Origin of the sequence: Nocardia sp. AB354 (assembly GCF_049538315.1) — a bacterium.
Lineage (GTDB): Bacteria > Actinomycetota > Actinomycetes > Mycobacteriales > Mycobacteriaceae > Nocardia > Nocardia nova.
Genome location: NZ_JBMVFU010000005.1, coordinates 246160 through 260767, shown reverse-complemented (window position 1 = coordinate 260767; position 14608 = coordinate 246160). Strand labels below are relative to the sequence as shown.

The following is a 14608-nucleotide window of genomic DNA, read 5'->3' as shown; positions in this document are numbered from 1 at the left end:
TCGCCGAATCAGGTGTCGACCATGATCATTCTCGGAATCATTCTCCTCGTCGTCGGTTTTCTGCTGAAGATCCACATCATCTGGATCATCGGAATCGTGGTCCTCGTCATCGGTCTGGTGCTGCTGGCCATGGGGTCGATGGGTCGTGCCGTCGGCGGGCGGCGCCATTACTACTGACGCCATTACTTCCGACGCCGGCACCGGTGCCGGCCGCACGCCGGAACCCCGAGCGAGTTCGAGGAGTCGAGATGAGTACCACCACGATCGTCGTGATCGTTGTTGTCGTGGTTGTGGCGATCCTGGTCATCGCCGCGCTGGCCCGAGTGGCCGTGGCCCAACGTAGGGAACACCGCCGCACGGAAGCCGCGGAGATCCGGGCGAAGGCGACCGAGCGGTCCCACGAGGTCGGCCGCCGCCAAGCGCTCGCCGACGAAACCGCGGCCAAAGCCCGGGCAGCGGCCGCCGAGGCCGATATCAAGGCGGCACAGGCGGCCGGTCTGAAGGAACAGGCGGCCGCCCACCACAACGACGCCGCGACGTCGCGCGACGAACTCACCCAGGAGTTCCACCGTGCCGACAAGGTCGATCCGGACGCGCGAACCCGCGAGCCGGGGAAGGACGCCGAGCCCGGCCGGACTTCCGGATCCGATGCTCGGAGTAACGACGTCCCGAGAAGTGACGTTCCGAGAAACGACGTTCGGCGAAACGACACCGCCGAAGGGCGCTGACCCCTGCCGCCGTCACCGCGGGTATCGGGCCGTCATCGCCCCCACAATGCGCGGTGCGCGCGCGGCCAGAACTCGAATCCGGCGGTAGCCAGCCCGCCGAGGCCGATCACCAGCACCGCCGCATCGACGCTGGTCCGTCCCTCCCGTGCCCAATAGACGTCCTCGAGATCCAGCAGCAGCGCCAGTTCGTCGACGATCAGGGCTGAACCGGCGCCGTAGGAGGTGGCCACCACCGGATGCCGGCGGGCGCGTTCGGTGCCGCGCAACGCCACCAACCCCACCGCAGCGAGCGTCGCGATCCCGATGTTGTAGTGGTGGAAATGCTTGCCGCCCAGACTCATTCCGCCACCACTGGGCCCGTGCCCGGCGCGGATCCAGTGCGTGAGGGCGCGCGTGGTCCCGAAGGTCGCCGTGAACGCCGCCCAGGCCCACACCGCCGACCGCTCCCCGGGCCCCAGTGTCTCCAGCCAGGCTCGCCGCACCTCGCGGCCTCGATGTTGCGCGGTGGCGAGGGCGCTCCTGCCGTCATCGTCGGTCACTCTCTCATCGTCGTCGGGCGGCAGCGTCTCCACGCCGTATTCGGCAAATTTCCAGACAACCAGGTGGATGCTCGCATCGCCTTCTCCGCGCCGGTAGAAACCGGGCACCGGCGGACTTACGATCGAAGCAGTGCCCGAGCGGGCCGATCAGGTGGCGAATGGGAGCACCGCATGAACGACCATCCGGAACACACGCCCCGGGTCACCGCCTTCCCGCGCATCGACGACTACGCGTTCATCTCCGATTCCGAGGTCACAGCCCTCATCGCGCCCAGCGGCGCCATCGAATGGATGTGTCTGCCCCGCATGGATTCTCCGAGCGTCTTCGGTGCGATCCTCGATCGTTCCGCCGGGTCGTTCCGCTTCGCTCCCGACGACATCGCGACCCCGGCCGATCGCCGGTACATCCCCGGGACGATGGTCATGGAGACGAGCTGGCGCAGTGGCGAAGGATGGGCAACCGTGCGCGACGTTCTGCTTGTCGGCCCGTGGCGGCACCAGCAACCCGGCCGCAGTGCGCACCGGCGCGCACCCACCGACTACGACGCCGAACACATCCTGCTGCGCATCGTGCACTGCGAGACCGGACAGATCCAGTTCGTGCTCGACTGCCAGCCCGCCTACGAATACGGGCGCGCCCGGGCCACGTGGGAATACCTCGACAGTTACCACCTGGCCCAGGCCGACGCCGACGGTGTCGATCTGCCATTGCGGCTCACCACGGATCTGCGCCTCGGAATCGAGGGCTCGCGGGCGGTGGCCCGCACCCTGCTCAAGAGCGGCGACACCCGCTACTGTGCGCTGTCGTGGGGGAGCCGGGCGGCTCCCGAAACCGTCGACGAGGCTCGCGAACGGCTGATCGGAACCGTGCATCACTGGCGGCACTGGCTGGCCGGCGGCCGGTTCCCGGACCACCCCTGGAGCGCCCAGCTCACGCGCAGCGCCCTGACGCTCAAGGGCCTGACCTTCGCCCCGACCGGCGCCATCGTCGCCGCGCCGACCACATCGCTGCCGGAAACACCTGGCGGAGAACGCAATTGGGACTACCGCTACACCTGGATCCGGGACTCGGCCTTCGCGCTGTGGGGTCTGTACACCCTGGGCTTCAACTGGGAGGCCAACGACTACTTCTCCCACATCATCAATCTGGCCGAGAACGCCGAGGACATGCAGATCGTCTACGGCATCGGCGGTGAAACCGATCTGCGGGAACGCACCCTGGACAACCTGCGGGGGTACGAGAACGCCGGCCCCGTGCGGGTCGGCAACGACGCGTATCGGCAACGCCAGCACGATGTCTGGGGTGCGGCGCTGGATTCGGTCTATCTCTACGCCCGCCATCAGGATCAGATCGACGCGCGCACCTGGCCGCTGCTGCGCTGGGCGGTCAAGAGCGCGCTCGCGGTGTGGCGCGAACCCGACCACGGTATCTGGGAGGTGCGCGGGAAGCCGCAGCACTTCACCTCCAGCAAGGTCATGTGCTGGGTCGCCGCGGACCGCGGCGCGCGCCTGGCCCGTATCCATCAGGATTTCGAACGTGCCGCCCGCTGGCAGCGTTCGGCAGACGAGATCCGCACCGACGTCTGCGCCAATGCCGTCGACTCGCGGGGTGTGTTCACCCAGTACTACGGCAGCACGGCACTGGACGCCTCGACCCTGCTCATCCCGCTGGTCCGGTTCCTGCCTCCCGACGACGAACGCGTCCGCAAGACGGTGCTCGCCATCGCCGACGAACTCACCAGCGACGGCCTCGTCCTGCGCTACCGCACCGACGAAACCGACGACGGATTCTCCGGAGCCGAAGGCACTTTCACGATCTGCTCGTTCTGGCTGGTGTCGGCGCTGTCGGAAATCGGCGAGAAGCACCGTGCCAAACAGCTGTGTGAGAAGCTGCTCGGCTATGCCAGCCCGCTGGGCCTCTACGCCGAGGAGATCGATCCCGTGACCGGACGGCACTGGGGCAATTACCCCCAGGCGTTCACGCACCTGGCGTTGATCAATGCCGTCATGCACGTCGTCCGGGACGAGCGGATCGAGTTGCGCACGGCACTCGGGGGAGAGTCCATCGCCCCCCGCCTCGACGACGGCATGCTCACCGGCGGATACATCCACATCTGAGCCTCCCGATGCCGGACCGTGGCCGGATGCGGAGCTGGCGTAGCCGCTCGTCCGGGCGAGCGGTCGTGTCGGCCGGTCGTTCTAGGCTGGTGTGGTGCGGCTGGACCACGCAACTCTCGACGCTCGCCTCGCTGCCGTCGCGCGGCAGCCGTTCCGGGCGAAGTTCCACCTGCGTGAACCCGAGATGGAGTTCGTCGCGCTGCGTGGCATGACGGTGGTGCGCGAGCACGCGGCCGATCTCATCGGCAAGCGGCTCGCGCCGGCTCATCCCGCGAAGGACGGGAAGCAGACTCCCTGGGGCGGTCATCCGGTCTTTCGCGCTCAGCACGCCACCGGCACCTGCTGTCGCAGCTGTCTGCAGCGAACGCACGGCATCGGCAAGGGCCGCGAACTGACCACGCCCGAGCGTGAATACGTCGTGGACATCATCTGCCGCTGGGTCGAAAACGAGTGCGCTCGCCGGACGGTACGGGTACCGGGCGACGAGGACTCGGACCGCCGCGGCGACGGATAGGGCTGCGAACGCGGCCGTCCGGCGACCCGCATGTCGGCGCACGGTCACCGGCATTTTCGGTTCGATGCGCGCCGGGCGGGTACGTGGCCGATATGCCCCGTTCGTTGAAGCGCGCCGTCAGTACGCCTCTGCTGTACTTCTTCATCCTGGGCGACGTGCTCGGGGCCGGCGTGTACGTGCTGATCGGTTCCGTGGCGCAGGCGTCGGGCGGTGCGGTCTGGTTACCGCTGGCCGTCGCCCTCGGACTGGCCACACTCACCGCGGCGTCGTATGCCGAGCTGGCGACGAAGTACCCGCGGGCCGGTGGTTCGGCGCACTACGCGACCCGCGCACTGGGACCCGCCGCCGGTTCGCTGGTCGGCTTCTGCATGCTCGCCGCGGGTGTGGTGTCGGTGGGGGCGCTGGCGCGGGCATTCGCCGGTGACTATCTCCAAGCGCTTGTGTCCGCACCGACCGCGCTGGTCATCGTGGTCTTCCTGGTCGCGCTGGCGTTGCTCGACATTCGGGGGATCAAGGAATCGCTGCGCGCCAATGTGGCGGCGAGTCTGATCGAGCTCAGTGGGCTGGTGCTGATCATCGGGTTGGGTGCGTGGATCCTGGTTCGCGGTGACGCCGATCCCGGCAGGCTCACCGAGATCGGCACCGCGGAACACGGTCCGGTTCCGGCAGTGCTCGCGGGGACGGTGCTGGCCTTCTACTCCTTCGTCGGTTTCGAGACCTCGGTGAATCTGGCGGAGGAGGTGCGCGATCCGCGTCGCTCGTACCCGTTCGCGCTGTTCGGCGCGCTGCTCACCGCCGGAGTGGTGTACGTGCTGGTGGGTGTGGTCGCCAGTGCCGCCGTGCCCACCGGCGAACTGGCACGGTCGAGCGGTCCGCTGCTCGAGGTGGTGCGCCGAGCCGGCGGGGTGCCCGACCGGTTGTTCAGTGTGATCGCCCTGGTCGCCGTCGCCAACGGCGCATTGCTGACCGGCATCATGGCCTCGCGGCTGGCCTACGGCATGGCACGCGACGGACTGCTGCCGGCGGTGCTGACCCGCCTGCTTCCCGGCCGCCGCACTCCGTGGGTCGCGGTGGTGGCGACCTCGGGCGTATCCGTCGCCCTCGCGCTCACCGGCGAGGTCGCCGTGCTGGCCGAAACTCTGGTTCTGCTTCTGCTCGTCGTCTTCGCGGCGGTGAACTGTTCGGTTCTGCTCGAGCGCCGCCATCCCGTCGACACCGATCACTTCCGCGTCCCGACGCTCGTTCCGTGGCTGGCACTGGCCTCCTGCCTCTACCTGTTCACCCGCATCGATGCCGACATCTGGGCGCGCGGGTTGGTCCTGGTCGGCCTGGGCGCAATACTCGCGCTGGTCAACAGCGTGCGCACTCGTCGTGCCCACCCGGAATCGCGCATCGCGCACGCGGCGAAGGCGATGCGTCCGTGAATCCGCGCCCGGCCGGCGCGCGGCGGTCGTGTCACCCGATCGGCAACCGTTGACTTCACGCTGAGCGAATACCTGGTGTTCGCGGCGGGCGGGAGTCACGATCCATGCGTACATGTGAATGTCCGCAGCTACCCCGACGAAGGGCGCGATCATGACCGTGACCGACGAGCTTCTGGCCAACAACACCGAATACGCAGCACAGTTCAGCGGACCGCTTCCGCTGCCGCCGAGCAAGCACGTCGCCGTCGTGGCGTGCATGGACGCGCGGCTGGACGTCTACCGCGTTCTCGGCCTCGAGGAAGGGGAGGCGCACGTCATCCGCAATGCGGGCGGGGTGGTGACCGACGACGAGATCCGGTCGCTGGCAATCAGTCAGCGGTTGCTGGGCACCACCGAGATCATCCTGATCCATCACACCGACTGCGGCATGCTGACCTTCACCGACGACGAGTTCAAACGCGGAATCCAGGACGAGGTGGGCATCGAACCCGAATGGGCGGCCGAGGCTTTCGACGATCTGGATGTGGATGTGCGCCAGTCGATTCGGCGAATCGAGGCCAGTCCGTTCGTGACGAAGACGACCTCACTGCGCGGCTTCGTCTTCGACGTCGGCACCGGCAAACTCCAGGAGGTCATCGCCTGAGTCCGAGCGGTGCGGAGAGCCGCTGCCGCGTGCCGTCGGCGGATGGCAGGATAGGCGGGTTCCCGCTTCCCGTCCGATGGTTCGATACATGCCGAGTGACTTCTCCGACGCCGAAGGCCCGTTCCTGCGCGAGACAGGGTGCGAGGGTGCCGGCGCGGCGGTCGATCGCTCGAAAGTCGTTGCGGTAATGGATGTTCCGGATGCTGAGCGATGGTCGGGCGCGGCGCTGCTGCTGCCGGGCGTGCTGGCGTACGCGGGCGCGATCGGGCCGACCGAACGGCACGCTCACCATGCGGTACAGCTGATGGTCGCGGCGAGGGATCTGCGAGTGATCGGCGACGACGGGCGCGTGCACACCGGAACTCGGCTGGGGATTCCCTCCGATACCGGGCACGCGATCACGACGGGCGCCCATCCTGCGGTCGCGCTGTTCGTCGATCCGGAATCCGCGCTGGGTAGCGCGGTGGAGAACCGTCTCGGCGCGGACTGGGCGGGCGCCGAGCTCCTGGCCGGCCTCGATCCGGCCGTCCGTGATCTGCGCGCCGCGGTGTCGGCGCTGACCCGGTCGGTGGGCGCCGGGGCCGCACCACCGCCTCGCCATCCAGGTGTCAGCGCCGCGCTGGAACTGCTCCCCGAGCTGATCGCGGCGGGCCCGGTGCGCACCGGCACCGTGGCCGGGCGGCTGGGGATGTCGACGAGCCGGCTGACCCACGTGTTCACCGAACAGGTCGGGTTGCCGCTGCGCCGGTACGTGTTGTGGCTGCGCGTCATGACCGCCGTCGCGCGGACCGCGGCCGGTGACGATGTGACCGCCGCGGCGCATGCGGCGGGATTCGCCGACAGTGCACACCTGTCCCGAACCTGCCGTGCCACCTTCGGCCTGCCGCCGTCCGCGCTGAGCCGCAACGTCCGCGTGGACATCGATCCCGCGACCTAGCCGAATCGTTCAATCGCCCCGGCGGCAGTTGCGCGAGGCTGGAACGGTGACCGATACCACCACGGCGAAGAAGACGAAACAGTCTGTCCCGCAACGTGTTCTGCGTTACTGCTATGTGCCGTTCATGCTGCTCGGCATCGACGGCGCCGCGATCGCCCTGTCGGCCGCCGGCGCTGCGGAGGTGTGGCTGCTACCGCTGCTGATGATCGCCGTGGCGTCGTCGTTCCTCACCGAGCGGGTCATTCCGTACGAGCGGTCGTGGAATACCGACCACGACGACACTCGCCGCGACCGCATCCATGCCGTGGTGAACGAAACTATGACTCTGGCCGGTGTGGCGGTGATTCCGCTGGTGGCGGCCGTGGCTCCGGGCCCGGATCTCTGGCCGCGGCACTGGCCGTTCCTGGCCCAGGCTCTCGTGGCGATCGTGGTCGCCGATTTCGGGATCACGACCGTACATCTGGCCAGCCACAAGATCGGCGTGCTGTGGCGATTCCATGCCGTGCACCACAGCGTCACCCGGTTCTACGGACTCAACGGTCTGATGAAACACCCTGTGCACCAGGCGATCGAAACGGCCGCGGGGGTGGCGCCCCTGATCCTGGCCGGCCTGCCGGTCCATGTCGCCGGCGCGCTGGCCGTGGCGGTCGCCGTGCAACTGCTGCTCCAGCATTCCAATGCCGACTACCGCGTCGGCCCGGCGAAACACGTGCTCGCCCTCAACGCGGGGCACCGTTTCCACCACCTCAAATGGGCCGGTGCCGGCGATGTGAACTTCGGGCTGTTCACGCTGATCTGGGACCACCTCTACCGGACCTACTCCTTCGATCCCGCGCGCCGATTCACCTCCGCCGAACTCGGCATGGCGGCGAAACCGGACTATCCCACCGCCTATCCGGCGCAGCTGCGCCATCCCTTCACCGCCGACGGGGGGTGCTGAGGACTATTCGGCGGCGCGCGGTGTGCTTCCGGCCTCCGCCCGCTGCCGCACACCCGACACGGCCGGGGTCGCCACGCCGACCTCGAGACGGACCCGATCCTGATAGAAGCCGATGTGGTCGCGGATCAACGCCACCTCCGGATAGGGATCGGTGTACTCCCACGCGATCGGCTCCGCGCTGTCGTGCGGGCGCCAATACCGGGCCCGGCCCTTGAAGGGGCAGCGCGAGGTGAGCTGTTCGTCCAGGGTGAGCAGGTCGAAGCGCACATCGGCGACCGGAATGTAGAACACGATCCCGTGATCCTGTTCGGCCACGAGCAGACTCGCGGTGGTCTCGGCCAGGTGCCGGTCGTCGTGCGAGACGCGGACCAGATTGCGAATGCGCCGCACGTCGATGCGATAGTCGGGCCACTCGGCGAAGCCGGACGCTTGCATGTGTTCCTCCGAACGTGTTGCCCCGGAATACGGATGGTCAGAGTACGGTGCCGGCGCGGGTGCGGACGGCGGTATCGGCCGGCCGGAACGCGCGCACCATCGCGTGCACGCTGTAGGTGGCCGTCAATCGTCCGTCGGCGGCGTGTACCCGTCCTTCGCTCTGGGCGTGGCCGCGTCCGGCGTAGACGACGCGGGTGCCGTACAGCAGCCACTGCGTCACATCCGGTTCGTCGTGAAAGGTGATGGTGGCCATGGTGATTCCGGTCGAGATCGCGGAATGTGCCATCGATTCACCGTAGTCGGGATGCGGCCGCAGCGCCGCGGCCACCGTCCAGTGCGCGCACGACTGCGCCAGCAGCGCCGCGTGCAGGTAGTAGGCATCCGGCGCGTCGCGGTACCGCGTCCACACGAACAGTTCCGGCGGACCCACATGTCCGGGATCGGGACTGTACGCGCCGCCGACCACACGCATGTCGCGGCCGTCGACCTCCGTTCCCGGAATATCCAGCGGCGCCGACTCGTCCGGTGGATCGACGACCGGCATCGGCGCGGCCGAACGGATCAGGTCGGGCGCGCCGGCGTCGAGGAGCACCGTGCCCGCACACCGCAGTGTGTCGTCCTGGCGCACCCGGACCTGCGCCGTGCTGTAGGTGCGACCCGAGTGCAGGACCTCGACCTCGACGTCCAGCGGCGCGTCGTGGGCGGCGACCCGCGAGAAGATCATCGACGCCGACACCACACGCTGTCGTGGCACCTCCTTGGCGGCCGCCACGATCGCGTCGCCGAGCATCTGACCGGCCTCGACGACGTTGCGGACCGTCGGACCGTGCGCGGGCGCTACGTAATGTCCTGCGCCACAAGGGCGTACGTCCATGAGGCGCGACAGCTCGGCCTGGCTCCACGGTGGCCCGCCCGGGCCCGCTCCGGCGTGCGGATCGTCGACCATCGGACCCCTCGCGCGTATATGACGTTCTCGCTATCGGAGAGTCATATTACCAAAGTCGCGCGCCGCGTCACGAGCTCCGCTGCAACTCCGACAGCGCATCGGCGAGGTGGGTGGTGATGTCCCAGACGTCGGGAACGGCTTCCGGGCAGGCGACGATGCCGAAATCGAGGTGACCGTCGTAGGACATCACCGTGATGTTCAGGCTGCCGGACAACTCGGTGAGCACCGAGACCGGATAGCTGGCCAGTACGCGGATTCCGTCGAGATACAGCGGGAGCTGTGGTCCGGGGACGTTCGAGACGATCAGGTTGACCAGGGGAAGGGTGGGAGCCGCGGCGCGCAGCAGCGCACGCGTCGGCAGCCCGTGCAGGGCCGGTGTGAGCATTGTGGTCAGTTCGTGCAGCAGGGTCGGTGGCTGTTTGCCGAACCGGTCCTTGGCCACGAGCAGATTGTTGTGCAGCAGTTTCAGCCGGGCGTGTGGATCGTTCTCCCCGATCGGCAGTTGGGACAGCATGAGCGAGAACTGATTTCCCGCACTGCCGAACTGCTCGGGTGTGCGCACCGAGACCGGGATCGCGGCCAGCAGGGGCCGGTCGATGGGAAGTTCGCGGTCGAGCATCCAGTTGCGCAACGCCGAGGTGCACAGAGCCATCACGACATCGTTGACGGTGCCGTCGATCGATTTCTTGATCGCCTTGACCGCCGCGAGGGGCAGTGAGGTGTAGGCGACGCTGCGGGTCGTGGTGAGCGGCTGGTTGAACGGGACATCGTCGTGCTTGGCGCGGAATGCGTCCCTGGTGCGCAGCAGCGTCGGCACCGCGTCGAGGGCCGCGCGCGTGCGGGCCGACTGGCGGGTCACCGCCTTGGGAGCGCTGCGGGCCAGCATCTCGACGATCGAGGGCGTGCGATCGCGGCGCATACCGGCCTCGGGTAGCGGTGTGGCCGTGGGGGTTTCGGAGATGTCGAGGATCGCGCCCATGATCTCCGCCGCGGACACGCCGTCGATCACCGCGTGGTGCACCTTCGTGTAGACCGCCTGACGGCCGCCCGAGAGTCCGGAGACGAGATGGCATTCCCACAGCGGACGGGATCGGTCGAGGGGCTGGGCGTGGCGGCGGGCGACGTAGTCGGCGAGGTCGGCGTCGGTCGCACCGTCGGGCAATCGCACGTGCCGCACGTGGAAACCGAGATCGACGGCGGCGCAATCTTCCCAGTACGGCTCGTCGAGGCCCAGCGGCACGGTGCGTACCCGGCGGCGCAGCGGCGCCACGAGGTGCAGCCGGGCGGCGAACAGCCGCCGCAGTGTGCCGGCATCCAGCGGGCCGCGCGGCCCGCGGCCCGAATCGAGCAGCATGACGGCGCCGATATGCATGGGCGCCGCTGCGGTTTCGCTGTCCAGCAGATGCAGATCCAGGGCGCTCAACTGCCGCGGTGGTCCGATTTCCGCCGCGGCCGGGATCGTCGTGGACGCCGGCGCGGCCGCGCGCTGCGCACCGCTGGTCAACGACTCGCCGGGGGTGCGCAGGTGGACGGTGGTCTCTCGCGCGTGGGTCTCCCGTGCGTGCGAGACAGTGCTGGACGAGCCGGTCATCGTTACCTCCCGGGAGACGGTCCGGGGAGGTTCAGCGGCAGCACAGGTGCACCGAATCGAGCCCGGACAGCGGGGTGGCGCCTCGGTGAGGCGCGCAGACGGAGTTCGCGGCACTGGTCGAACGACGAGTCGTCTCGATATCCGAAACGTGGCTGCGAGTCTAGGGCCGATCGTGGCCGGCTGGGCTTCGCGGAGAATTCGGGCCCGTAAATTGTGTGCAAACACCCGATGTGCGCCGGTCCGCGCGGACCGGCGCAGGCCGGCTCCTGCGGCGCGCCCGGCAGCACCGGCGAGCGTCTCGGCCCGGTTCCGCGTTCGGCAGAACATGTGCCCCGCGACTTGTACGATGTGGTAATGCGTTCGCGGAGCGTGCATTTCGTGGGTAGCTTCCCCGCCACGACTACGGATGAGGCGATGCGGGCGATGGCCGACAGTGCCGGTCCGCTGTTACACACCCTGCCCACCGGCGAGACCCGCCGCTACGAGTACTACGTCCGGCCGATCCTGGAAGACCTGGTCGCTCAGGGCGCGCTCGAGGTCGCCCGGGCGGGGGAGTGGCGGACTCGGCGCGATCGACCTCGGTACCGCCTGCCGCCGGGCCGCACGCCGACCGGGGCCGGGATGGACCTCGGATATGCCGGGGAAGCCGCCGAGGCGCTGCCGATCTTCTCCGCCGTGCGCGCCGACCTCGGCCGGCCCGAACTCGCGTTGCAGATCGGCATGCCGACCGACCTCACCCTGGCGTTCGTCGCCTTGGGGCCCAAAGGGATTCGATCCGGGCGCGCCCCGTTCACGGAAGCCACGGCACGCGAGATCGCCACCATCGCGCGGATGGGCGGCGACGATGTCGTGATCCAGCTGGAGGCGACCGCGGAGCTGGTGGCGATGGCGCTGACTCAGCCCGCGCATCGCATGGTGGAACGCGTGCTGGGCTCGGGCCGCGGCATCGCGGCACTCGCCGCCGCGGCACCGCAGGGCACCCGCATCGGCGTGCACCTGTGCCTGGGCAGCCTGCACAACACGGGTGCGCCGCTGCGCACCGCACGGCCCTTCGTCGACCTGGCCAATTCCGTTGCGCGGCACTGGCCTTCCGGACGCACCCTGGAATACGTTCATGTCCCGTTCGCCGCGGGCGACCGACCGCCGGCGGCCGGGGCCCGGTTCTACGCGCCCCTCGCCGATCTGTCCCTGCCCGCGGGCACCCGCTTCTACGCGGGCGTCGTCCACGACGTACCCACCGCGGACGAGCAGCGAAAGACGCTGCACACCATCGAGAATGCGCTCGGCCGCCGCGTCGACGGCGTCGCCTGCGCATGCGGTCTGGGCCGTCGTCCCCGCGCCGTCGCGGACGCGCTCATGACGCGCGCCGTGACGTTGGCGGGTTCGTGACCGGGCGGACCGGGGTCTAGCCGGCTTTGTTGTACGCCTCGACGATGTCCTTGTGGATGCGGCCGCGGCTGGAGATCTCGTAGCCGTTGTTGCGCGCCCACTCCCGGATGGCGGCCGTCTGCTCCCGGTCCGGTGTCGTGCGGGCGGTACCGGATTTGACGGCGCCCTTGCGGTTTCGGCCGACCTTGCGGGCGGGCTCGGTCCACTGCTCGAAGATCTTGCGCAGCTTCTCGGCGTTCTTGGTCGACAGGTCGATTTCGTATTCGACTCCGTCGATGCCGAAGTGCACCGTCTGGTCGGCATCGGACTTGCCGTCGTAGTCGTCCACCAGCTCGACGATGACCTTCTTGGCCATGAAAACCCACCCTCCACTCAGCTCGTATGTGACGCGGCGAAAATGCTAATCGAGTTCGCGAGAGCGTCGTTGAGCAGGGTGAGGACCGCGGCTCGGGTCACGGGCGGAAGATCGCGCGCACGCAGCCTTCCCGTTTGTTCTTGAACATGTCGTATCCGCGTACGGAGTCCTCGAGGGGCAGGTCGTGGGTGATCAGGTAGGACGGGTCGAGGTCGCCCTGCTGGATGTAGTCGAAGATGCGCCGCACGTAGCGCTGGCCGTGCTGTTGCGCGCTGCGGATCGTGAGGCTTTTGTTGGTGACGATGCCCATCGGGAATTTGTCGGTCAGGCCGTAGATGCCGAGCACCGACACCACACCGCCCTTGCGGCACGCCAGCAGCGCCTCGCGCAGAGGTGTCGCGCGGTCGGTTTCGAGACGCAGAAGTTGTTTGGCGCGGTCGTAGGCGTTCTGCAGTCCGGTGCCGTGCCCTTCCATGCCGACCGCGTCGACGCATGCGTCCGGGCCGCGGCCGCCGGTCATCTCGGCGATGGTGTTCTGCACGCTGTCCACCGCGGTGTAGTCGATGGTTTCGGCGTCGAAATGCTTGCGCGCCAGTGCCAATCGTTCCCGATAGCGGTCGATGACGATCACGCGATCCGCGCCGAGCAGCCGCGCCGAGTGCCCGGCCATCAGGCCGACCCCGCCGCTGCCCCAGATCGCGACCGTATCGCCGGGAGAGATGTCACAGAATTCGGCGCCCATCAGACCGGTCGGCACGGCGTCGGAGACGAACAGGGCCTGTTCGTCGGTGATCTCCCGGGGGACGGGGAAGCAGTTGACGTCGGCGAAGGGCACCCGCACGTATTGGGCGTGCGAACCCTGATATCCGCCGAAGGGATGGGTGTAGCCGTAGATGCCGGCGGTCGGATAGCCGAGCGCGGGGCGCTGCAGGTGTGCGTTCGGGTTGGTGGTGTCGCATGCCGCCCACAGTTCGTGCTCACAGAACCAGCAGGAGCCGCAGCCGATGAACGAGGGGACGACGACGCGCTCACCCACCGTACGGTGGTTCACCTCCGGCCCGACATCGACGACTTCGCCGACGAATTCGTGTCCGAAGACGTCGCCCTGCCGCATCCCGGGCAGGTAGCCGTCGATGAAATGCAGATCCGAACCGCAGGTGGTGCTCAGATGGACCGCGACGATCGCGTCGTGCGGGTTGACCACCGAGGGGTCGGGCACGGTTTCGACGGCGAGATCGTTGACCCCGTTCCAGCACAGTGCGCGCATGAATCGTTCCTATTCGTCCGAGGAGGCACGCGCGCTCGGATTACCGGCGAGGGTCGGTATCTCGCCGGTCTGCAGCAGCGCCCGCGCACGGTAGAGGACCGCGAATGCGGCGGTATCGGTGAGGACATCGGCGATCGGCGCCAGCACCGACAAGGTCACTTCGGTGCCCAGCCCGCGGGGCGCGTCGCGGAAGTTCAGTTGCAGGGCGGCGCCGGCGGCCTCGGTGCCGGTGAACCGCAGTGTTCCCGGACCTTCGGTCAGTGTGGTTGTCCACGTGCCGGTTTCGTTGCCGTGCGAACCCAGCCGCCACTCGAACCGGTGACCGTCCTCGCTGCTCACCGAGGCCACATCCCCGAACACCCGGGACAACCGGTGGGGATCGCGCCAGAGCCGCTCCACATCCTCGCGCGGGCGGGCGATCGTCACCGACTGCGGATGGCCGTACCCGGAGGCCGCGCCCACCACTTTCGTAACCACCGTGCCCAGTCGATCCTTGACCGCATCGGTGACGTTCATCCGGTCCTCCTCGCCGGTCGCTTCGCTGGCGAGCTACCCGGGACCGAAGGTGGTAAACGCCGATTGCCGCAAGGTCGCGGGCCGGCAGTGATCGTTTCGGATGAGACTTTCCCGACCGGTAGAGTGTCGGTCCCGGGTGTCCTCACGTGGGAAGCGAGGCGTGCGCCGACTCGGTCGAGTGCGGCGAATTTTCTGAAACGTCCTTCTTTCATAAGATTGCTGAGCTAGGTTCACGGCTACGCCGGACACTCGGCGATGAGTAAGTC

At 68.3% G+C, this 14608-nt stretch carries 16 protein-coding genes; 9 read left to right on the top strand and 7 right to left on the bottom strand.

Annotated features, from left to right (window positions below; all coding sequences use genetic code 11):
- Window positions 1-21: 21 nt before the first annotated feature.
- Both ACPCUW_RS10000 and ACPCUW_RS09995 read left to right on the top strand, forming a co-directional pair.
- Complete coding sequence (locus ACPCUW_RS10000) at window positions 22-177, top strand: DUF6131 family protein (protein ID WP_086006941.1); 156 nt, start codon at window positions 22-24, stop codon at window positions 175-177.
- 71 nt (window positions 178-248) lie between these two features.
- Entirely contained in the window at window positions 249-728 is a 480-nt protein-coding gene (locus tag ACPCUW_RS09995; protein WP_063014066.1) for a hypothetical protein, read from the top strand.
- A gap of 32 nt (window positions 729-760) precedes the next feature.
- Here ACPCUW_RS09995 and ACPCUW_RS09990 read toward each other — a convergent pair whose 3' ends face one another.
- Complete coding sequence (locus tag ACPCUW_RS09990) at window positions 761-1267, bottom strand: hypothetical protein (protein ID WP_233429815.1); 507 nt, start codon at window positions 1265-1267, stop codon at window positions 761-763.
- 171 nt (window positions 1268-1438) lie between these two features.
- On the opposite strand from ACPCUW_RS09990, the gene ACPCUW_RS09985 reads away from it, so the two are divergent.
- From ACPCUW_RS09985 to ACPCUW_RS09960, 6 genes are all read left to right on the top strand, one after another.
- Window positions 1439-3385 (top strand): glycoside hydrolase family 15 protein, encoded by a 1947-nt coding sequence (locus ACPCUW_RS09985; protein ID WP_063910767.1) that lies wholly within the window; start codon window positions 1439-1441, stop codon window positions 3383-3385.
- 94 nt (window positions 3386-3479) lie between these two features.
- Window positions 3480-3899 (top strand): DUF4186 domain-containing protein, encoded by a 420-nt coding sequence (locus tag ACPCUW_RS09980; RefSeq protein WP_423424409.1) that lies wholly within the window; start codon window positions 3480-3482, stop codon window positions 3897-3899.
- Between the two features lie 92 nt (window positions 3900-3991).
- A complete protein-coding gene (locus tag ACPCUW_RS09975; protein WP_423424408.1) occupies window positions 3992-5323 on the top strand; it encodes an APC family permease in 1332 nt (443 codons plus the stop codon).
- Between the two features lie 151 nt (window positions 5324-5474).
- Complete coding sequence (locus tag ACPCUW_RS09970) at window positions 5475-5966, top strand: beta-class carbonic anhydrase (protein ID WP_423424407.1); 492 nt, start codon at window positions 5475-5477, stop codon at window positions 5964-5966.
- An 88-nt stretch (window positions 5967-6054) separates the two neighbouring features.
- The gene (locus ACPCUW_RS09965) at window positions 6055-6903 is read left to right on the top strand and encodes a helix-turn-helix domain-containing protein (protein WP_423424406.1); all 849 of its coding nucleotides are present in this window, start codon (window positions 6055-6057) and stop codon (window positions 6901-6903) included.
- A gap of 124 nt (window positions 6904-7027) precedes the next feature.
- Window positions 7028-7843: a sterol desaturase family protein gene (locus ACPCUW_RS09960; protein WP_082857003.1), complete on the top strand. Its 816-nt coding sequence runs from the start codon at window positions 7028-7030 to the stop codon at window positions 7841-7843.
- A 3-nt stretch (window positions 7844-7846) separates the two neighbouring features.
- Here the strand turns inward: ACPCUW_RS09960 and ACPCUW_RS09955 are convergent, their stop codons facing one another.
- The 3 genes from ACPCUW_RS09955 to ACPCUW_RS09945 form a co-directional block, all read right to left on the bottom strand.
- Entirely contained in the window at window positions 7847-8278 is a 432-nt protein-coding gene (locus ACPCUW_RS09955; protein WP_064905100.1) for a DUF427 domain-containing protein, read from the bottom strand.
- A gap of 37 nt (window positions 8279-8315) precedes the next feature.
- Complete coding sequence (locus ACPCUW_RS09950; protein WP_423424405.1) at window positions 8316-9224, bottom strand: acyl-CoA thioesterase; 909 nt, start codon at window positions 9222-9224, stop codon at window positions 8316-8318.
- A gap of 67 nt (window positions 9225-9291) precedes the next feature.
- Complete coding sequence (locus ACPCUW_RS09945) at window positions 9292-10815, bottom strand: WS/DGAT/MGAT family O-acyltransferase (RefSeq protein WP_082856996.1); 1524 nt, start codon at window positions 10813-10815, stop codon at window positions 9292-9294.
- Between the two features lie 354 nt (window positions 10816-11169).
- Here ACPCUW_RS09945 and ACPCUW_RS09940 point away from each other — a divergent pair, with 354 nt between their 5' ends.
- A complete protein-coding gene (locus ACPCUW_RS09940; protein ID WP_423424404.1) occupies window positions 11170-12204 on the top strand; it encodes a hypothetical protein in 1035 nt (344 codons plus the stop codon).
- A gap of 16 nt (window positions 12205-12220) precedes the next feature.
- On the opposite strand, the gene ACPCUW_RS09935 is transcribed toward ACPCUW_RS09940, so the two are convergent.
- The 3 genes from ACPCUW_RS09935 to ACPCUW_RS09925 form a co-directional block, all read right to left on the bottom strand.
- Window positions 12221-12559 carry a histone-like nucleoid-structuring protein Lsr2 gene (locus ACPCUW_RS09935; RefSeq protein ID WP_063014056.1) on the bottom strand — a complete coding sequence of 113 codons (339 nt, stop codon included), beginning with the start codon at window positions 12557-12559 and terminating at the stop codon, window positions 12221-12223.
- A 97-nt stretch (window positions 12560-12656) separates the two neighbouring features.
- A complete protein-coding gene (locus tag ACPCUW_RS09930; RefSeq protein WP_423424403.1) occupies window positions 12657-13826 on the bottom strand; it encodes a zinc-dependent alcohol dehydrogenase in 1170 nt (389 codons plus the stop codon).
- Between the two features lie 9 nt (window positions 13827-13835).
- The gene (locus ACPCUW_RS09925; RefSeq protein WP_064905107.1) at window positions 13836-14342 is read right to left on the bottom strand and encodes an SRPBCC family protein; all 507 of its coding nucleotides are present in this window, start codon (window positions 14340-14342) and stop codon (window positions 13836-13838) included.
- Window positions 14343-14608: the final 266 nt, after the last annotated feature.